This window comes from Agromyces fucosus (assembly GCF_004134865.1).
GTDB classification, from domain to species: Bacteria; Actinomycetota; Actinomycetes; order Actinomycetales; family Microbacteriaceae; genus Agromyces; species Agromyces fucosus.
Genome location: NZ_SDPO01000002.1, coordinates 934,053 through 953,855 on the forward strand (window position 1 = coordinate 934,053; position 19,803 = coordinate 953,855).

Genomic DNA, 19,803 nt, shown 5'->3' on the forward strand with positions numbered 1-19,803 from the left:
TCAGCGGTGCGCCGACGCCGGCTCGACCTGTCCCGCCTCGAAGTAGTCGACGAGGTCGGGTGCCAGCTGCGGCACGGCGAGGGTGGCGCCGTCGCCGCGCAACGATTCCGTCGCCCGGACGCCGACCGCGACGGCCTCGCGGGCCGCGACCGGAGACGTCTCGGTCGTGCCGCCGTCTCGCACGAACCGCAGGAACTCCGCGACGAGGAGCGCGTCGGCGCCGTCGTGCCCGACGTCTTCGGGCGCCTCGGGCACGATGAAGGTCTCGTCGGCCGGCGCCGCACCCTGATGGCGGCGGTTCCAGAGCCGCACCTCCGAGCCCGAGACATCCCCGAAGTTCTCGATGCGCCCCTCGGTGCCGATGACGGTGTAGTTGCGCCAGTAGTCGGGCGTGAAGTGGCACTGCTGGTAGCTCGCGAGCACCCCGTTGCCGAGGCGCATGTTGACCATCGAGATGTCCTCGACGTCGATCACCGGGTTGAGACCGCTCTGCGCGGCCGGCGGCCAGTTGTCGAGGCTGAACCAGTCGCGCATCCGCTCCCCCGAACGGTCGCGGCGGTCGCCGATGTCGCCGTACACGCTGAGCGAGCCCATCGCCTGCACCTCGCTCGTGTACGCCCCGGCCAACCAGTGGATGACGTCGAGGTCGTGCGCGCCCTTCTGGAGGAGCAGCCCCGTCGTCTTCTCGCGCTCCGCGTGCCAGTCCTTGAAGTAGTAGTCGCCGCCGTTGCCCACGAAGTGCCGGCACCAGATCGCTTTCACCTCGCCGATGCGCCCCTCGAGGATGAGGCGCCGCATGAGCAGCACGACCGACATGTGCCGCATGTTGTGCCCGACGTACAACCGGGTGCCCGTGCGCCGCGCGGTCTCGAGGATCGCGTCGGCGTCGTCGACCGTCACGGCCAGCGGCTTCTCGCAGAAGACGGGCACGCCCGCCTCGAGCGCGGCGATCGCAACCGGCGCGTGCTGGTGGTCGGGCGTCAGCACCATGACCGCGTCGATCCCGCTCGCGAGCAGTTCGTCGAGCGAGTCGGTGACGGATGCCTCGGGCAGCACCGCTCGCGCATCCGCCCGTGACCGCTCGGCGAGGTCGCACACGGCGACGACGCGCGAACCCCGGCCGGGGCGGTGCGCCTCCTTCCAGAGGGTCGAGCGTGCGCCGAAGCCGACGATGCCGATGTTCAGATCCACGGGGTGTTGCTCCTTCAGGTGTTCCGCGTGCGCGGGGTCACAGCGTGCGCGCCGCGCGAGGCGCGGCGTCGAGATCGGTCGAGCCGCCCGGAACGAGCGACCAGGGGAATTCGTGCAGGCGGGCCTCGGTCGCGTCCGGCTCGAGCGCGCGCGCCACGATGATCTCGGCCTGCCGGCGGTAGAAGTCGGTCGGGCCGACCGTCGTCAGGGTCGGCGCGACCGACTGCGCGTCTGGGGTGTTGCCGACGCCGATGACGGCGACGTCGTGCGGCACACGGAGGCCGAGCATGTGCGCGGCGTTGATCGCCGCGATCGCCGCGAAGTCCGTCGTCGCATAGACGGCCGTCGGACGATCCTTCCGCGAGAGCAGCCCGACGGCCGCGGTGAAGGCGCTCGCCTGCGTTCCGGCGTACGTCGCGGTGTGCTCGGGCACGATCGGCAGGCCGCGCTCGCGCATGCGCTCGAGGTAGGGCGTGTACCGCGAGCCCTGGGGGGCGTGCACGGCGTCCTCGGCCACGAGGCATCCGATCGCGGTGTGCCGTTCGAGCAGGTGGTCCATCGCGAGGTAGCAACCCGGGATCGCATCGGAGCGGATCACGTCGTAGCCGTTCGGCTCGAGCGTCTCGCTGAAGACCACCAGGCGCTGCCCGCGCTCGGCGAGGGCCTGCACCTTCTGCTCGGCGTCATCGGTGCCGATCGCGCCGTCGAGGTAGGCCACGTCGCTCTCGACCCGGTCGAGCGCCGCGTACCAGTCGCCGTCGGCGAGGATGAGCGTCGTGAGCCCGTGCCGGTTCGCCTCCTCGTTGACGGCGGCCGCGACGGCGAGCGACCACGGGTCGCTCAGCATGTGCAGCGAGAGCTGCACCGTGTCGCTGCGGCCCGTGCGGATCGTGCGGGCCGCGCGGTTGGGACGGTAGTTGAGCTGCTCGGCAGCCTCCAGCACGCGCTTCGCGGTCGGCTCGGCAACCCCCGAACCTCCGCCGCTGCGGCCCGAGAACACGTACGACACGGTCGCCGTCGAGACGCCCGCGAGCTCGGCGACCATGCGCAGCGTCGGCCGCCGGCGCCCCGCGGCGCTGCTGCCCCCGCCGTTGCCGAGGTGACCGCTGTGGCCGCCGCCCGTCGTCGATCCGTCCACGTTCGTCCGCACCATCACGTCACCCCTTCGTTCCCGAGAAGGCGATGCCCTGGATGAACTGCTTCTGCAGGATCATGAAGGTGATCAGCATGGGCAGCGTCGCCAGCAGTGCGCCCGCCATCAGCACAGGGTAGTCAGTGCCGTGCAGGCCGACGAGCTGCGACAGGCCCACCGAGAGGGGCATCTTCTCGGGGTCGGTCGTCACGACGAGCGGCCAGAGCAGGTCGTTCCACGACCACAGCACCGTGAAGACTGTGAGCGCGATGATGCCGGGCTTCGCGAGCGGCACCATGACCCGCCAGAACGTCTGCCACGGATTCGCGCCGTCGATGCGCGCGGCCTCTTCGAGCTCGGACGGCATCGACATGAAGAACTGCCGCATGAGGAAGGTGCCGAACGCGCTGAAGATGCCCGGGACGATGAGCGCCTGCAGGGTGTTCAGCCAGCCGAGGCTCTGGATGATCTCGTATTGCGGCAGCAGGTAGAGCTGCGAGGGCACCATGAGCACCGAGAGGAACAGCACGAACACCACGTTGCGGCCGCGGAAGGGGATGCGTGCGAAGGCGTAGCCCGCCATCGTGCAGAGCACCACCTGGCCGACGGTGCGGCCGACGGTGAGCAGCACCGAGTTCAGGAACATCTGGCCGAACGGCATCGAGTCGAAGACTTCGGCGAAGTTCGTGAACACCCACGGGTCGGGGATGACGACGGGTGGCACCTGCACCGAGTCTTGGAACGTCTTGAACGCGGTGAGGGTCTGCCAGACGAACGGGAAGACCATCAGGATCGCGCCGCCGGCGAGCAGCAGGTGCACGAGCCAGTGACCGCGGTTGCGGCGGCCACGGGCAGCGGATGTCCCGCCGGCGCGTGTGCTCGAGACATCCGCGCCGGTCATCGCCCGAGTGTCGAGGGAGAGGTCACTCATAGTGCACCCACTTCTTCTGCAGCCGGAACTGCACGACCGTCAGCACCAGGATGATGATGAGCAGGAGGAACGCGATCGCGGCCGCGTAGCCCTTCTCGTTGTCGATGAACCCGGCCTGGTAGAAGAGGTAGACGATCGTGCGGGTGTTCGGCATCGCCGGGTTCGACGTACCGAGCATCATGTAGATGAGGTCGAAGACCTGCAGTGCCCCGATGACGCTGATCACGCTGACGAAGAAGATGCTCGGGCTCAGCAGCGGGATGGTGATCGAGAAGAACTTGCGCACGGGGCCGGCACCGTCGAGGTCGGCGGCCTCCATGACCGTGTCGGGGATCCCCTGCAGTCCCGCGAGGAAGATGACGATGTTCGTGCCGAGGCCGGCCCAGATGCCGACGACGGCGATCGCGATGAGCGCCGTGCTCGGGTCGGTGAGCCAGCTCGCGCCCTCGATGCCGAAGACACCGAGCACCTCGTTGAGCACGCCGTAGTCGCCGTTGTAGATCATGCGCCAGACGAGCGCGATCGCAGCCGGCATGGTGACGACCGGGATGAAGTAGAGGGTGCGGTAGATGCCACGGCCGCGCAGCCCGGTCGTGTTCAGCAGCGCCGCGATGGCGACCGCGAGCGGGATGCCGACGAGGGCGATCACCGTGTACAGCGCGGTGTTGCGGAGGGCACCGAGCAGCTCGGGGTCCTGGAAGAGCCGCACGTAGTTGTCGAGGCCCACGAACTCGGAGCCGCCGAAGGGGCCCGACTCCGTGAACGACATGAGGAAGGTGCGCACGGTCGGCCACAGGTAGAACGCGACGAGGCCGGCGGCAGTCGGGCCGATGAACAGCAGCGCCCACCACGACGACTGGCCGGGTCCCCGCCCGCGCCGCCGCCCCCGACCGGGGGCGGCCGCGAGCCGCCCCCGATCGAGTTCGGAGATCGGCGCGCTCGCGCGCTGCGCGATCAGGTCGGTCATGGTGCTACTCCGACTCCGAGTCGAGCGCCGCCTGCATCTCGGTGGCGAGCTGCTGGAGGCCGTCCTTCGGCGAGATCGAGCCGGCCCAGACCTGCGAGAGGATCTCAATCTCGATCGAGGTCCACGCGGCGGTGTTCTTCGAGACGGGGTAGGCCACGGCGGTCTCGAGCGCGTCGATGTACACCTGGAGGTCGTACTGCGGCAGCGCATCGACCCAGGCCTGCTGCTTGCCGTCGAACGCCGGGATGACGGTGCCCGAATCGGCCATGATGTCGGACGCCGCGTCGCCGCTCGCGAAGGCGGCGAACTGCTTGGCGAGATCGAGGTGGTCGCTCTCCGCGTTCACGACGTTGGCGAGGCCGTGGATGACGCTCTGGTTGCCGTCGGCGCCCGCGGCGAGCGGGGCGACGTTCACCTTGTCGGCGATGTCCGGGTTGTCGGCGTAGGCGCCGGCGGCCCACGAGCCGTTCTGGAACATGGCGACCTTGCCCGAGAAGAAGAGGTCTTCGGGGTTGGTGTCGGTCATCTGCTGCGCGGTGGGCGAGGAGCCGGCGGCGATGAGGTCGGTCCACAGCTCGATGCCCGCGAGTGCCTCGGGGCTGCCGTAGCCGGACTCGGTGCCGTCGGCGCTGATGACCTCGCCGCCGGCCTGCGCGATGGAGTTGTAGTAGTTCTCCTGGCCGAACTGGGAGGCGGCGATGCCGAACTGGCCCGTCGCGGGGTCGGTGAGCTTCGCGGCGGTCGCCTTGAGGTCGTCCCAGGTCCAGCCGGCCTCGGGGTAGGCCACTCCCGCGGCATCGAAGAGTTCCGTGTTGTACCAGAGTCCGACGGTGTCGAAGTCCTTCGGGGCGCCGTAGAGCTCGCCGTCGTAGGTGTAGAGGTCCACGAGTCCCTGCGGGTAGTCGGCCGGGTCGATGCCCTGGTCGTCGAGCGGGGCGAGCACGCCGTTCGAGGCGTAGAGCTGGAAGTTCGGGCCGTTCATCCAGAAGACGTCGGGGGCCGAGCCGCCCGAGACCGAGGTCTGCAGCTTCGTGAAGTACTCCTTGTAGGGCGTCGTGACGAGCTTGACGGTGACCTCGGGGTGCTCCTCGGTGAAGGCGGCGGCGATCTCCTTCATCGCGGCCTCCTGCTTCTGGTCCCAGACGCCGTATTCGAGCGTGACCGCCTCGCCGTCGCCCGCGTCCGAACCCGAGTCGCTGCACGCGCTGAGCGCGAGTGCGGCCGTGGCGGCCAAGGCCACCGCGGCGGCCCCGCGACGGGTGATTGCACTTCGAAGCATCCGATCCTCCTTTGGATCTGTCTCTTGGTGAAGGATGGCGAGGCTGCGCCCGCCGAATGTTAATCGTTTAGCTAAACGATTAACACGTGACTGTAGCGGCGGTCGCGGGGCGACGCAAGCTTCACTTCGGAACCACGGACGATCGGTCCATCTCGGCCCGCCATCGCCGGCGCGCGGCGGTGAGCTCGGCGACGACCTCCGGATGCTCGGCCTGCACGTCGCGCTGCTCGGAGGGGTCCGCCACGAGATCGACGAGGCGGAGGCCGTCGCCCGGCTCGGTGTGCTCGACGCGCCGGATCTCCGCCGCATGCGGTGAGCCGGACTCGACCCAGGCGAGCTTCCACCGGCCCTGCCGCACCGACCACTGCCAACGGCAGTCCCAGTGCAGCTGGTCGCGAACCGGGCCGCCGTCACCGCGGAGGAAGGCCAGGAGGTCGCGGCCGTCGAGCCCGTCGAGCCCGCCGCCCGCCGCGGCGAGCGCCGTCGCCGCGATGTCCATGGAGCTCACGAGTCCGTCGCGCACGACCCCGCCCGGCAGCGCCGCCGGCCAGCGCACGAGGAACGGCACGCGGATGCCGCCCTCGTAGAGCGTGTACTTCGTGCCGCGGAGCGGAGTGTTCAGGCCGTAGTTGCACTGCGAGCCGCCGTTGTCGGTCGTGTAGACGACGATCGTGTCGTCGCCGATTCCCTGCTCGTCGAGCAGATCGAGCAGGCGGCCGACCTGCCGGTCCATCAGCTCGAGTTGGGCGAGGTAGTAGGCCCGCCCGTTCGCCAGGTTCGGGCTGATCGCGCCGTCGTACCAGTCGAGGTAGTCGGATGCCCCGGGGTACCAGTCCTCGAATCTCGGCAGCCCGCGCGCCTCGAGCTCCTCGTCGGGCAGCTGCCAGCAGAAGTTGTGCACCGCGTTGAAGGCGACCATCGCGAAGAACGGCCGATCGTCGTCAGCGGCGATGAAGGCGGCGGCACGGTCGGCGATCTCATCGGTGAGGAATCGCTCGACCTCGACCGGCTCCCCGCCCGCCGACATGGGCTGCACCGCCATGGCCTTCGCCGCCCCGCCGTACTCGTCGACGGCCGCGCTCGAGTGCCGCAGGTAGTTGAGGCGTCCCATCGACTGACCGGCGAGCCCGTAGAAGCTGTCGTCGAAGCCGTGCTGCGGCGGTGCTCCGCGATCGCCCTCGCGCTCGGCGCCGTAGTGCACCTTGCCGTAATACCCCGCGCGGTAGCCGACGTCGCGGAGCCGCTCGGCGAGCGAGGGGCGCTCGGGGCCCGCCATCGACGAGTCGTCGAACCAGTGCGCACCCCACCGCTGCTGGTAGGCACCGGCGATGAGGCCGGCGCGCGAGGGTGAGCAGACGGGTGCCGTCACGTAGGCCTCATCGCAGCCGACGCCCTCGGCAGCCAGGCGGTCGAGCGCCGGAGTGCGCACCTCGGGGTCGATGCCGAGGGCCGATCGGTCGGCGTAGCCGTGATCGTCGGAGACGATCAGGAGGATGTTCGGGCGCGATGGAGCGGATGCTCCTCCTGGGTTCGCGTCGTCACGCCCATCACCGCTGATCGAGGCCGGCATGGCACTCCCCTTCGAGTTGTTAATCGATTAGCACGACCCTAGCCCGCGGCTCGACGCTCGACAAGGCCGGCCCGCCCGCCCTGCCATGCGGTGAGCCGCACCCGGCGTCGACGTCACCGTGATCCGCCGAATGGGGGACATGGACGCCGAAGCCGAGGGCCTGAGGGCCCCGGGAACTCGCGCCCGGCATCGCGGTGGCGCGGCGCGCGACCGAACGGTCCGATCGAAGAACGGGGGACACTTTTTGTATGCAATATGTAGCGCGTGATGTGTAATACATGACATCCTGTCCGAGGCGCTCGATGACGACGCGCCGTCTCCGGCTCGTGCCGGGGTCAGCACAGGGCCGGGAACCCGAAGTGCCGGTTTCTCCGACCACAAGGCAGACAACCGATGGAGGTCAACGATGACCACGACATTCCGACGACGGGGCGGGGCGGGGGCGGCAGTCGCACTGTCGCTCACGCTCCTGTTCAGTCTCTGCACCCCACTCGCGGCGAACGCCGCAACACCCGCCGCCACGGCGAGCGGCTTCGGCCCCGCGTCCGACAGCGGCACGGCCGACGCCGCAGGCGTGAGTGACGCCTCGGGCACCGACGCCCTCGAGGCGACGGCCCCGCTCACCGCCAACGAGGCGGTGCACCGCACCGAGGCCGGCGATGAGGCCGAACTGCCGGACCGGCCCTCCGCCGGGACGGCGAGCCGATCGACGGCCCGCGCCGCAGCCGCTGAGTGCTCGACCGCGGCATTCGCGGCCGTGCAAGGCCGGGCGCTCGTCGACCTCGTGACGGCGAGCACCACGGATTGCGTCAACACGCTGTTCCAGGCGAAGGGCGCCGACGCGAAGGCGATCTTCGCGGAGTCGCAGATGGTGACGATCGCGAACGAACTGCGTACGGTCGCCGCCGCGTATCCGGGTGACAACAGCACCTCGGCGGCACAGCTCGTGCTCTTCCTCCGGGCCGGCTACTACGTGCAGTACTACGACCCTGACAACGTCGGCGACTACGGCGACGCCCTGTCCACCGCGACCGCCGCGGCGCTCGACGCGTTCTTCGGCAACGCACGCTCCCGCGACGTGACCGACGCGAACGGCGAGATCCTCGGCGAGGCCGTCATCCTCATCGACAGCTCGGAGCTGAACGCGCGGTACCTCGACGTGGTCGAGCGACTGCTCACGAGCTACGACTCCGAGTACGAGGCATCCTGGTGGATGCGGAACGCGGTGAACAACACCTTCACCGTGCTGTTCAGGGGACACCAGGTGCCGGCGTTCGTCTCGGCCATCGCGGCCGACCCGGGCCTGCTCACCACGCTGCGCGACTTCGCGGTCGCCCACCTCGACCTCCTCGGAGGCGGCTCCGCCTTCCTGCCGTCGAACGCGGGACGCGAGCTCGCCCGCTTCCTCGGCGATGACGCGGTGCGCGCTGCGGCGAAGCCCTTGGTGGTCGACCTGCTGACGCGCACCTCGCTCGACTCGCCGACCGCGCCGCTCTGGATCGCGACCGCGACCGTCGCGAACTACTACGACGGTGGGGCCTGCGCCGACTACGGCACCTGCAACCTCTCCGAACGCGTCGCCGACGCCGTGCTCCCGACCGAGCACGTCTGCTCGTCGAGCATCACGATCCGCGCCCAGGAGATCAGCGCCGACCAGCTCGCAGCGAGTTGCTCGAGCCTGCTCGCCCAGGACCGGTACTTCCACGCGGTCGCGAAGGACCCGGGGCCGGTGCCGAACGACGTGAACTCGAGCATCGAGGTCGTCGTGTTCGACTCGAGCAGCGACTACCAGAGCTACGCCGGCGCCATCTTCGGCATCGACACGAACAACGGCGGCATGTACCTCGAGGGCGACCCCTCGGCGGCCGACAACGTCGCGCGCTTCATCGCCTACGAGGCCGAATGGCTCCGTCCGGCGTTCGCGGTGTGGAACCTGAACCACGAGTACACCCACTACCTCGACGGCCGGTTCAACATGCACGGCGACTTCGAGGAGGGCATGCAGACGCCCACCATCTGGTGGGTCGAGGGCTTCGCGGAGTTCATCTCGTACCACTACCGGGGTGAGGACTACACGGCCGCGCAGGCGGCGGCCGCGCAGGGCACCTACCGGCTCAGCCAGCTCTTCGACACGAACTACGACCACGGACAGGAACGGGTCTACCGCTGGGGTTACCTCGCCGCGGCGTTCATGCTCAACGAGCGCCCGGCCGAACTGCAGACCATCCTCGGCTCGTACCGCGCCGGCGACTGGGACGCGGCTCGCACCTACATCACGGACACGATCGGCACGCGGTACGACGCCGACTTCGCTGCGTACCTCGAGCGATGCGCGGCGGGCGAGTGCAGCGCCGACCTCGGCGGCGGGACCGACCCGGTCAACCGCGTGCCGGTGGCGTCCTTCGGGATCTCGATCGACGGGCTGAACGTCGGCTTCACCGACACGTCGACCGACGAGGACGGCTCGATCGCCTCGCGCCGCTGGCAGTTCGGCGACGGCCGGGAGTCGACCGAGGCGAACCCGTCGGTCGCCTTCGCCGCGGCGGGCACGTACTCGGTCACCCTGACGGTGACCGACGACGACGGGGCGACCGGCACGGTCACCCTGCCCGTCGCCGTCGACGACGACGGCGGCCCGGCACTCCCCGAGTGCACGGGCTCCGACCGCCGCCAGCTCGACGACGAGTGCGTCCGCTCGGGGCGCTCCTCGGCACGTGGTGACACCGACGGCCTCTACATCTGGATCCCCGCCGGGACCGCCCAGGTGACCGTCACGACGACGGGCGGCACCGGCGACGCCGACCTCTACTACAACTGCTACGACTGGGCCGGCGCGAACGCGCACGTCGCCCGCTCGACGAAGCGCGGCAGCAACGAGGAGAGCGTCGTGGTCGCCTGGCCCCAGCCCGGGTGGAACTACGTCGGCCTGACCGCCGTCGAAGCGTTCGCAGGGGTGAGCGTCACGGCCAGCTACTGATCGCATGACCGGCGGCCGTGCCCGCCCGGGGATTTCCGGGCGGGCACGGCCGCTGCGATTCCCGCGTGCGCCTGACGAGGCGCGCTTCGGTTGCGAGCACGCGGCGGTGCGATTAGTGTGATCGGATCGGCGCGATCGAATCGATTCGACTCCTGCCGATCCGCGGAAGAGAGACAGGCAGCATTTGACCCCCGGCCACACGACGCACCCCACTCGCGCCCGCCGCGAACTCCTCTCGTGGCGCAACGCCGTCTTCGCGATCTTCTTCCTCTCGGGGCTGAGCCTCGCGAGCTGGGTCGCCCGCCTCCCCGAGGTGCGCGACGAGACGGGCCTCAGCACCCAGGGCGTCGGGCTCGTCATCCTCTCCGGCTCCATCGCGTCCGTGCTCGGCCTCATCGCCGCCCCGCCGCTCATGGCGCGCTTCGGCGCCCGAGCGGGCATGGCCGGCGCGCTCATCGCCGTCTCGCTCGGGCTCGTGTTCATCGGCTTCGGCGGCTCGCTCCTGCCGTCGATCCCGCTCATCGCGATCGGCCTGGCCTTCGCGGGCTTCGGCAACGGCGCGGTCGACGTCATGATGAACGTCGAGGGCGCGGAGGCCGAGCGCGAGATCAGCCGCACGCTCATGCCGCTCATGCACGCGTTCTTCTCCTTCGGCACGGTCGCGGGCGCCGGCATCGCGGCCGCGGCTGCAGCCCTGGCCGTGCCGGTCGCGGTGCACCTGTCCGCGATCGCCGCCGTCATCGCGATCGGCGCGATCGTCTCGGTGCGCTTCGTGCCCAAGCGCAGCGAACTCGGCGACCCGTCCGCCGCCGACGAGCGAGCGGATGCCGCATCCGCACGCCCCTGGACGGAACGGTTCCGCGACGGCCTCAGGGTCTGGGGCGACGTGCGGCTGCTCCTCATCGGCGTCATCATGCTCGGCATGTCGTTCGCCGAGGGATCGGCGAACGACTGGCTCACGCTCGCGGCGGTCGACGGCCATGGCCTCGACCCCGCCGTGGGCGCCGCGATCTTCACCGTCTTCGCGGTGTCGATGACCACCGCCCGCGTGCTCGGCGGGCCGCTCGTCGACCGGTTCGGCCGGGTCGCGACGCTCCGCGTGCTCGCCGCGACCGGCGTCGTAGGACTCAGCCTCTTCATCTTCGGCACCGAGATGTGGGTCATCGTCATCGGCACGATCATGTGGGGGGTCGGCGCGTCGATGGGCTTCCCGGTGGGCATGTCCGCCGCAGCCGACGTTCCCGACCGCGCGCAGGCCGCCGCCCGGGTGAGCGCCGTGGCGATCATCGGCTATTGCGCGTTCCTCGTCGGCCCGCCGTTCATCGGCTTCCTCGGCGAGCACTTCGGGCTGCTGAACGCCCTGCTCGTGATCCTCGCGCTCATGGTCATGGCCGGCCTCGCGGCTCCTGCGGCTCGCGAGCGCTCGCGCATGCCCGGCGCGACGGGCGGCGAGTCCGACGGACCGGCGAACGGGTCCGCCGCCGCGGCATCCGACGCATAAACTCATCGGGTGCGTCTCGTCATCGCCCGCTGCTCCGTCGACTACGCGGGGCGCCTCGCGGCCCATCTCCCTCTCGCCACCCGCCTGCTGATGGTGAAGGGCGACGGCAGCCTCCTCGTGCACTCCGACGGCGGCAGCTACAAGCCGCTCAACTGGATGAGCCCGCCGTGCACCCTCACGACGCTCGAGCCCGACGACGACCAGCGCGCCGCGGGCATCGTCGAGCTCTGGAAGGTCGTGCACCAGAAGACGGCCGACCAGCTGATCGTCTCGATCCACGAGGTGCTGCACGACACGAACCACGAGCTCGGCATCGACCCCGGCCTGCAGAAGGACGGCGTGGAGGCGCACCTGCAGAAGCTGCTCGCCGAGCAGATCGAGCTCCTCGGCGACGGCCACCGGCTCGTGCGCCGCGAGTACATGACGGCGATCGGCCCGGTCGACATCCTCGCGACGGATGCCTCGGGCGCCTCGGTCGCCGTCGAGCTCAAGCGCCGCGGCGACATCGACGGCGTCGAGCAGCTGACGCGCTACCTCGAGCTCATGAACCGCGATCCGCACCTCGCACCGGTGACCGGCGTCTTCGCGGCGCAGGAGATCAAGCCGCAGGCCCGCACCCTCGCGGAGGACCGCGGCATCCGCTGCCTCGTGCTCGACTACGACGCGATGCGCGGGGTCGACGACGGTCACTCCCGCTTGTTCTGATCCGCGCGAGGGGTTGACGCGCCAGGAGCGACGTGGGAAGGTTCTCTTCCTGAGAATCCCTCAGGCTTGCTAGCCGTAGGATGTCACGATGACTTCCACGACCCCCATCGAGACCGTCGCGCCGCCGCGAACCTGGTCGGCCGTGCTGTTCGACCTCGACGGCACGATCGTCGACTCGGCCGCCGACATCACCGGGTCCCTCGCGCACATGTTCACCACGCTCGGCCTCGACGTCCCCTCCGACGAGGTGCTGCGTGCATACGTCGGCCCGCCCCTGCTCGACAGCCTGCGGCTGTCCGCCGGGTTCGACGACGCGGAGGCCTGGAAGGCACTCACCATCTACCGCGAGCACTATGCCGACCACGTGCTGCGCTCCCCCGTGTTCCCCGGCGTCGCCGGCGTGCTCGAACGGCTGCACGCCGCAGGCATCCCGATCGCGCTCGCGACGTCGAAGCCCGAGTCGATGGCCCGCAAGGTGCTCGACCACCAGGGTCTCAGCCAGTACTTCACCGAGATCGCCGGCGCGAGCGACGACGAGCAGCGGAGCACCAAGGCCGACGTCGTCGCCGAGGCGCTGCGCCGCCTCCAAGCGACGGGTGTCGACACCGAGAACGCCGTGATGGTCGGCGATCGTGGATACGACACGCTCGGCGCCCTCGCCAACGGCGTGCCCACGATCCTCGTCGAGTGGGGCTACGGCTCCCCCGACGAAGCCGCCGACGCCATGGCGGTCGTGCACTCGGCCGACCAGCTGCGGAACCTGCTGCTCGGCTGACGGACTCAGTAGTCCGATGCCACCGGCACGACCTCGACCGTGAACGCGACCGTCTCCCCGGTCTCGCTGTTCTCGAGCGTCACCGCGGTCGATCCGACGGCGAGCGCCGTGAGTCCGGGGTTGAACTGCGCACTCCCGTCGTCACGGCCCGGCGTGAACTCGACGATCGAGGGGTCCTCGATCTCGGCGTCCCACTCGGCGTAGGTCTCGTCGTCGCCCGTCAGATCGATCACGTTGCCGTCGACCACCTCGATGGTCTCGCCCTCGATGTCGGCGATCTCGACGACGACGGGCGCTGGCAGCGTGTCGGCGCCGGTGCCGGTGCCGGATCCGGCGGAGCACCCGGCGAGCAGGAGCGCGCCGGCCGCGACCGCGAGCAGCAGGGGCGGCACCGCGCGACGCCCGGCACGGGGCATCCGCTCGCTCGCACTCGTTCCATCGGCCATCGTGCACCCCTCCGCCCGCGGCGCCCCCCGGTGCCGTTCCGTTCAGCGTAGACCGAGCGGATGCCGCGCGGCACCCCCACCCGATCGCCGCCGACGCTCAGGGCGAATACATAACTTGATGGATCCTCAGCGTCGAGGGATCGCAAGAATCTCCCCCATCCGGGTGGCACGCGCGCATGATCGACGCGGATCACGAAGCGAACGCAACAGACATGCGTCGTGCTGTTCGAAAGCAGGTACAGCTCTTCCATAGGCAGGCAGTGCAGTGCAGTATTCCGATTACGTTCGCCCACCGACGAACGTCGTACGCGCCCCGCGGTCACCTCCACGGGGCGTTCGAAGGGAGAAGCATGTCTGGATTCACGGGCCGCGCGCGCAAGCGCGCGGTTGCGGTCATCCCGGTACTCGCGCTCGCTGCCACCGGTCTGGTGTCATTCGGCGCATCGGGAGCGGTCGCGGCTGAATCGCCGGTCTCACCACCGGTGATCAGCGATTCCGAGTACTACATGAACTACGTGGCACCTCGCGCGGAGGGGCAGTTCGACACCGACGGCGAAGTCCTCGTCGACGGAGCCGACGCAAGCGCGAGGTCGTCGGCGCAGGTCCTGGCCGAGGCCGAGGCCGTCGACCGCAAGTACTCGCAGGGCAACCCGATCGCCGCGAAGGGGCTCGCCTCGCTGGAGGCGAAGTCGCTCGCCACGGGCAAGAACCCCAAGGAGCTGAAGAAGCCCAAGCACGACAAGAAGCCCAAGAAGACGAACTTCAAGCAGGCCGAGTCGACGCAGGAAGCGAAGCTGCTCACGATCCTCGTCGAGTTCAACGAGAACGCGAACGACGACTTCACCGGCACCTACGTGCCGACCGAGTTCGGCTCGAAGGAATGCAAGCCGGGCGACATCCAGAACGGCCCGACGCACAACGGCATCCCGAACCCGGCCGACTACGAGCTCGAGGACAACAACTCGATGTGGGTGCCCGACTTCTCGTCGGAGCACTACAACAAGATGCTCTTCACCGACGACGGCATCACCGATCGAGTGCGCACCGACCTCACCGGCCCCGACGGCAAGCCCGGCTTCGACATCTCGGGCTACACGATGAAGAACATGTACGAGGAGATGTCGCGCGGCGCCTACACGGTGCACGGCGAGGCCACTCCCTGGATCACCGTGCCGCACTCCGAAGCCTGGTACGGCGCGAGCCGCTGCTTCCTGAACGAGGCCGGCGAGTACGAAGCCGGCGAGATCCAGGACCAGAACGGCCACCCCGACAACCCCAAGGCCGCGGGTCAGCTGCCGATCGACGCGGTCGCGGCACTCGCAGAGGCGCAGCCCGACTTCCCGTGGAGCGACTACGACATCGAGGACCAGGGCGACCGTGACGGCGACGGCGACTTCAACGAGCCCGACGGCGTGATCGACCACGTCGTGCTCGTGCACGCCGGCGAAGACAAGTCGGGCGGCGGCGGCGAGCAGGGCACGTACGCCATCTGGGCGCACTCCTCGGCTGTCGCCGGCGGCGCGGACATCCCGGGCACCGACCTCAAGCTGTCGAACTACATCGTGCAGCCCGAGGACTCGGGCGTCGGCGTGTTCGCGCACGAGTACGGCCACGACCTCGGCCTGCCCGACCTGTACGACACGTCGAACCAGGGCAACTCCGACATCGACTTCTGGGACCTCATGAGCTCCGGCTCGCACTCCGGCCCCATCTTCCAGTCGATGCCGAGCCACATGGGCATCTGGGACAAGTGGGTCCTCGGCTGGGTCGACCCGGTCGTGATGAACCCCGGTGACGACGCCGAGACGATCAAGGTCGGCCAGGCGTCCCGCTCGCCCAAGGGCACCGAAGACGGCGTGAAGATCAACCTGCCCGACAAGGTCATCACCCTCGCAGAGCCGGCCAGCGGCGAGAACATGTGGTACACCGGTGCCGACCAGGACTGGGGCGACATCCGCATCTCGCGCACGGTCGACGTCCCGACCGACGCGAAGTTCTGGATGAGCAACAACTTCGTCATCGAGGAGGACTGGGACTTCGGCTTCGTCGAGGTCTCGACCGACGGCGGCACCACCTGGACCGACGTGAAGGTCTTCAACGAAGACGGAACCGAGGCCACGACGTCCGAGGACTACCCCGACCCGAACGGCAACCTCGCCACCTTCGGCGACAAGACGTACGGCCTCACGGGCAGCAGCGACGGCTGGGCTCGCCAGTACATCGACCTCTCGTCGTACGCGGGCACCACGGTGGGCGTTCGCCTGCGCCTCGCGACCGACGCCGCCTTCCAGGAGCGCGGATGGTTCGCCGACGACTTCGCCGTCACGAGCGGAGCGACCGAGGTCTGGACCGACGACGTCGAGAGCGGTGACAACGGCTGGACCGCCGAGGTCGCCAGCTTCGCCGACACGACCGGCCCCGGCTGGCGCATCGACACCGGTACGTCGCACAAGGCGCAGTACTACATGGTCGAGTGGCGCAACTTCGACGGGTTCGACGAGGGCCTGAAGTACGGCTACAACTCGGTGTACAGCGCCGGCGCGTGGAAGGTCGAGAAGGTCGCGTACAACGCTCCCGGAGCGCTGGTCTGGTACCGCGACACGACCTACGGCAACACCAACCACGTGCGCACCAACGAGACGGCACTGCCGAGCTACGGCGCGAAGGGCGGCCTGCTGCTCGTCGACAGCCACTTCGACCCGCTGCGTCGCACCGGTGACGCCGCCGCGGCCGACGGCACGCTGCAGCACAACCTGCCGTCGCGTTCGCAGTCCTCCGACGTGGCCTTCGGCCTCACCCCGACGCACGCCTTCACGGAGTGCATCACGGGTGCGGAGCTGACGACCGAGTACTGCACCGACGTTCCGTCGCGCGCGCCGGTGAGCACGTTCACCGACGACCTCGGCTGGACCTCGGGTCTCGAGGTGCTGCCCGACGGCCGCATGGCCCGCCGCTTCCGCGACGGTTCGGCAGTCGTGCCGTCGGTCGGAAACGCGCCGTACAGCACGCGGATCGTCGACTTCGACGGCAACCCGCTGACCGATCTGTACGGTGCGGCCAGCCCGCTCGGTGGCGTCTTCGGCACCGGCAACCCTGCCGACGACGGTGTGGGCTACGGCACCGTCATCACGGTGAAGAAGGCGTTCAAGGGCAACCAGTCCGCCCTCATCTCGATCACTCCGCCCACGGCGGGCTGATCGGAATCACCGGCACGAACGACGAGGCGTCGGCTCCCTTCGGGGGCCGGCGCCTCGCCGCGTGTCAGGCGCATCCGCCGTTCGCCCGGCGGCGATACCGGGCCGGCCTCAGGAGGCGGCGCTACCCACGAGCACGCCGTCGAGCAATCGATCGAGCCCCCACGCGAAGGCCGATGGCTCCGCATCGCCCGACACGAGGTGCTCGGTCGCCTCGGTGAGCGGATGGCTCGCGGCATCCGACCAGAGCGCCCCGGCCGTCGACCGGTCGGCTGCCTTCTCGACGTCGTCGACCCGCTCGGCGGCATCGAGGGCGGCGACCCCGAGCACGTGGGCCCGCACGGCGTAGGCGGCGCGGGCGGCATCGGCCTGCGGCATCCCCTCGGCCATGAAGCCGGCGATGAGCGTCTCGTTCAGCCCCAGTGCATGCCGCCCGTCGAGCGGACCGCTCGTGACGAGCACCATGGCGCCCGTGTGCTCGGCGATGCGTGCGCGCATCGCCGCGGCGAGCGCGTGCACGCGCTCTCGCCAGGGGGCGCCGGTGTCGGCCGCGGCAGCGAGGTCGAGGCTCGACAGCAGCTCCTCGACCATCGCGCGCAGCAGCGCGTTCTTCGACGGGAAGTACGTGTAGATCGCCGTGGGCGTGAGGCCGAGCGCCGCGGCGACCCCGCGCACCGACACGGCGGCGAAGCCCTTCTGCTCGAGGATCTCGAACGCCGCGTCGACGATGTCGACCTGGCTGACACTGCGCCTCGGTCCGGGTTTCATGCTGCTCCTCGCGCTCGACCCCCAAGCGTAACCGCGCGGTCGGCGCCCGAACGACCGCCGGCGCCCGTCGGCGCCCGTCAGTCGAGCGACGACAGGAAGGTCAGCACCGAACCGCGCTCGACGATCAGCGGACCGAGCGCGGCATTGAAGTCGGCGCCGTACGGGGCGGCGAGGTGCTCGGCGAATGCCGCGGCGTCGCGATAGACCTCGGTCACGACGAACCGAGCGCCGACCGGCGCCGGCCCGGTCGCCGCTGCTGCCGCCGCGAAGACGGGCCCGCTCGGCGCCTCGACCACGCGGTGCGGCGTGAAGTCGAGGCATCCGCTCTCGTGACGAACGTCGGTGGCCAGCGCGAGGAGGAGGCGCTCGACCTCCTCCTCACGGCCGGCGATCGCGGTGAACTCGGCGATCAGCTCGATTCGACCATCAGCGTCGGGGGCAGCCTCGCTCACGCGCGCAGCGCGCCGGTCATGATCGCCACGGCGTCGGTCATCGTGTGCGACTCGGGCGTGATCGTCGCGGCACGCTTGCCGAGCCGCTGGATGTGGATGCGGTCGGCCACGTCGAAGACATGCGGCATGTTGTGCGAGATGAGGATGACGGGGATGCCCCGGTCGCGCAGGTTCCTGATGAGCTCGAGCACCTGGTTCGACTCCCGCACGCCGAGCGCGGCGGTCGGCTCGTCGAGCACGACGACCTTCGACCCGAACGCCGCGGCCCGGGCGACCGCGACGGCCTGCCGCTGCCCGCCCGAGAGGTTCTCGACCGGCACCGTGACGTCTTGCAGGGTCGAGATGCCGAGCGCCTTCAGCTCGTTGCGCGCCTTCTCGCGCATGCCCTTCTGGTCGACGACGCGGAACACCGAGCCGAGGATGCCGCGCTTGCGCTCCTCGCGGCCGAGGAACAGGTTCGCGGCCACGTCGAGCGCCGGGGAGACGGCGAGGTTCTGGTAGACCGTCTCGATGCCCGCGGCCCGGGCGTCCTGCGGGCGCTTGAAGTGCACCGGCTTCTCGTCGAGGAAGAGCTCGCCCTCGTCGGGGATCTCGGCGCCCGTGAGGCACTTGATGAGCGTCGACTTGCCGGCGCCGTTGTCGCCGATGATCGCGAGCACCTCGCCGGGATAGAGCTCGAGGCTCACCCCGTCGAGGCCGACGACCCGGCCGAACGTCTTGACGAGTCGGCGGGCGCGCAGGATCGGGGTGCGGGTCTCTGCGGGGCCGGGGGCGGGCGCCTGGCCCGCGGCATCCGTTGCGGTGGTCATTTGCGTACCTTTCGAATCCACTGGTCGACCGAGACGGCGACGATGATGAGCACGCCGACGGCGAAGGTCTGCCAGAGCACGTCGAGCCCGGCGAGTGACAGGCCGTTGCGGAACACGCCGACGATGAGCGCGCCGAGGAGGGTGCCCCAGACGGTGCCGCGACCGCCGAAGAGGCTCGTGCCGCCGATGACGACGGCGGTGATCGAGTCGAGGTTGAGTTCAGCGCCCGCGTTGGGCGATGCCGCGTTCGTGCGACCGATCTGGATCCAGGCGCCGAGCGCGAGGATCGCGCCCGCCGCGAGGTAGACGCTCATGAGCACCCGATTGACGCTGATGCCGGCGAGGCGCGCGGCCTCGGGGTCGTCGCCGACCGCGTAGACGTGTCGGCCCCAGGCCGTCTTCCCGAGGATCAGGGCGACCACCACGTAGAGCAGCAGCATCATCAGCACGCCGACCGTGAAGTTCACGCCGCCGATGTTGAAGGTGGCACCCATCGCGGTGAGCAGTTCGGGCATCTCGGCGCCGCGCACGGTGGCGCCCCCCGAGTACAGCAGGGTGAGCGCGACGAAGATGCTGAGCGTGCCGAGGGTCACGATGAACGGGGGCAACTTCAGGCGGGTGACGAGGAATCCGTTGAACGCGCCGGCCGCGAGTCCGACGACGAGGCCCAGGAAGATGGCGAGCACGCCAGGGAGGCCGAGCTGGACGCTCGTCTGCGCCATCACCATCGAGCTCAGCACCATGACCGCGCCGACCGAGAGGTCGATTCCCGCGGTGAGGATGATCAGCGTCTGGGCGACGGCGAGCGTGCCGACGACGGCGACCTGCTGCGTGATGAGCGAGAGGTTCGCCGGGTTCAGGAACCGATCGTTGAGCAGGCCGAAGACGATGACGGCGAGCACGAGCACGATCGCCGGGCTGACCGCCGGGTAGCGGTGCAGCGTGTTTCGGATGCGGCTGAGCGGGGTGGTCCGGTCGAGGAACTCCTCGGCCAGGTCGAGCGCCGACGTCGGCGGCTCGGTGGTCTGCTGGGTCACGTTGTACTCCGTTGTTCGGTGAGTGAGCGGTGCGGGCCGGGAGGGACCGGATGCCGCGGGGCGGGGTCA

At 69.8% G+C, this 19,803-nt stretch carries 16 protein-coding genes; 5 read left to right on the plus strand and 11 right to left on the minus strand.

Annotated elements, in window-relative coordinates:
* The 6 genes from ESP57_RS10095 to ESP57_RS10120 all read right to left on the minus strand — a co-directional run bounded on the left by ESP57_RS10095 (nucleotide 1) and on the right by ESP57_RS10120 (nucleotide 7,070).
* Nucleotides 1-1,191, minus strand: a complete 1,191-nt coding sequence (locus ESP57_RS10095; RefSeq protein ID WP_056006734.1) for a Gfo/Idh/MocA family protein — start codon at nucleotides 1,189-1,191, stop codon at nucleotides 1-3.
* Nucleotides 1,192-1,228: 37 nt separating this feature from the next.
* The gene (locus tag ESP57_RS10100) at nucleotides 1,229-2,344 is read right to left on the minus strand and encodes a LacI family DNA-binding transcriptional regulator (protein ID WP_129231430.1); all 1,116 of its coding nucleotides are present in this window, start codon (nucleotides 2,342-2,344) and stop codon (nucleotides 1,229-1,231) included.
* Nucleotides 2,345-2,348: 4 nt separating this feature from the next.
* Nucleotides 2,349-3,254 (minus strand): carbohydrate ABC transporter permease, encoded by a 906-nt coding sequence (locus tag ESP57_RS10105; protein WP_129231431.1) that lies wholly within the window; start codon nucleotides 3,252-3,254, stop codon nucleotides 2,349-2,351.
* On the minus strand, nucleotides 3,247-4,221 hold the full coding sequence (locus ESP57_RS10110) for a carbohydrate ABC transporter permease (protein ID WP_056006737.1): 975 nt from the start codon (nucleotides 4,219-4,221) through the stop codon (nucleotides 3,247-3,249). The genes ESP57_RS10105 and ESP57_RS10110 overlap by 8 nt, the downstream gene beginning before the upstream one ends.
* A 4-nt stretch (nucleotides 4,222-4,225) precedes the next feature.
* Nucleotides 4,226-5,500, minus strand: coding sequence for an ABC transporter substrate-binding protein (locus ESP57_RS10115; protein WP_129231433.1), 1,275 nt, complete (start codon nucleotides 5,498-5,500; stop codon nucleotides 4,226-4,228).
* A 121-nt stretch (nucleotides 5,501-5,621) separates the two neighbouring features.
* The gene (locus ESP57_RS10120) at nucleotides 5,622-7,070 is read right to left on the minus strand and encodes a sulfatase family protein (protein ID WP_129231434.1); all 1,449 of its coding nucleotides are present in this window, start codon (nucleotides 7,068-7,070) and stop codon (nucleotides 5,622-5,624) included.
* A 406-nt stretch (nucleotides 7,071-7,476) separates the two neighbouring features.
* Here ESP57_RS10120 and ESP57_RS10125 point away from each other — a divergent pair, with 406 nt between their 5' ends.
* The 4 genes from ESP57_RS10125 to ESP57_RS10140 all read left to right on the plus strand — a co-directional run bounded on the left by ESP57_RS10125 (nucleotide 7,477) and on the right by ESP57_RS10140 (nucleotide 13,028).
* Complete coding sequence (locus ESP57_RS10125) at nucleotides 7,477-10,047, plus strand: collagenase (protein WP_129231435.1); 2,571 nt, start codon at nucleotides 7,477-7,479, stop codon at nucleotides 10,045-10,047.
* Between the two features lie 184 nt (nucleotides 10,048-10,231).
* On the plus strand, nucleotides 10,232-11,548 hold the full coding sequence (locus tag ESP57_RS10130; RefSeq protein WP_056006748.1) for an MFS transporter: 1,317 nt from the start codon (nucleotides 10,232-10,234) through the stop codon (nucleotides 11,546-11,548).
* A gap of 9 nt (nucleotides 11,549-11,557) precedes the next feature.
* The gene (nucS, locus tag ESP57_RS10135) at nucleotides 11,558-12,253 is read left to right on the plus strand and encodes an endonuclease NucS (RefSeq protein WP_115959351.1); all 696 of its coding nucleotides are present in this window, start codon (nucleotides 11,558-11,560) and stop codon (nucleotides 12,251-12,253) included.
* A gap of 88 nt (nucleotides 12,254-12,341) precedes the next feature.
* On the plus strand, nucleotides 12,342-13,028 hold the full coding sequence (locus ESP57_RS10140; RefSeq protein WP_056006753.1) for an HAD hydrolase-like protein: 687 nt from the start codon (nucleotides 12,342-12,344) through the stop codon (nucleotides 13,026-13,028).
* Between the two features lie 5 nt (nucleotides 13,029-13,033).
* Here the strand turns inward: ESP57_RS10140 and ESP57_RS10145 are convergent, their stop codons facing one another.
* A complete protein-coding gene (locus tag ESP57_RS10145) occupies nucleotides 13,034-13,474 on the minus strand; it encodes a hypothetical protein (protein ID WP_129231437.1) in 441 nt (146 codons plus the stop codon).
* Between the two features lie 350 nt (nucleotides 13,475-13,824).
* Here ESP57_RS10145 and ESP57_RS10150 point away from each other — a divergent pair, with 350 nt between their 5' ends.
* Nucleotides 13,825-16,671, plus strand: a complete 2,847-nt coding sequence (locus ESP57_RS10150) for an immune inhibitor A domain-containing protein (protein WP_129231439.1) — start codon at nucleotides 13,825-13,827, stop codon at nucleotides 16,669-16,671.
* A gap of 108 nt (nucleotides 16,672-16,779) precedes the next feature.
* Here ESP57_RS10150 and ESP57_RS10155 read toward each other — a convergent pair whose 3' ends face one another.
* The 4 genes from ESP57_RS10155 to ESP57_RS10170 all read right to left on the minus strand — a co-directional run bounded on the left by ESP57_RS10155 (nucleotide 16,780) and on the right by ESP57_RS10170 (nucleotide 19,734).
* Nucleotides 16,780-17,436, minus strand: a complete 657-nt coding sequence (locus tag ESP57_RS10155; protein WP_129231440.1) for a TetR/AcrR family transcriptional regulator — start codon at nucleotides 17,434-17,436, stop codon at nucleotides 16,780-16,782.
* 77 nt (nucleotides 17,437-17,513) lie between these two features.
* Nucleotides 17,514-17,888, minus strand: coding sequence for a putative quinol monooxygenase (locus tag ESP57_RS10160; RefSeq protein WP_243648479.1), 375 nt, complete (start codon nucleotides 17,886-17,888; stop codon nucleotides 17,514-17,516).
* On the minus strand, nucleotides 17,885-18,697 hold the full coding sequence (locus ESP57_RS10165; RefSeq protein ID WP_129231442.1) for an ATP-binding cassette domain-containing protein: 813 nt from the start codon (nucleotides 18,695-18,697) through the stop codon (nucleotides 17,885-17,887). The genes ESP57_RS10160 and ESP57_RS10165 overlap by 4 nt, the downstream gene beginning before the upstream one ends.
* Nucleotides 18,694-19,734 carry an ABC transporter permease gene (locus ESP57_RS10170; protein WP_129231443.1) on the minus strand — a complete coding sequence of 347 codons (1,041 nt, stop codon included), beginning with the start codon at nucleotides 19,732-19,734 and terminating at the stop codon, nucleotides 18,694-18,696. The genes ESP57_RS10165 and ESP57_RS10170 overlap by 4 nt, the downstream gene beginning before the upstream one ends.
* Between the last annotated feature and the right edge of the window lie 69 nt (nucleotides 19,735-19,803).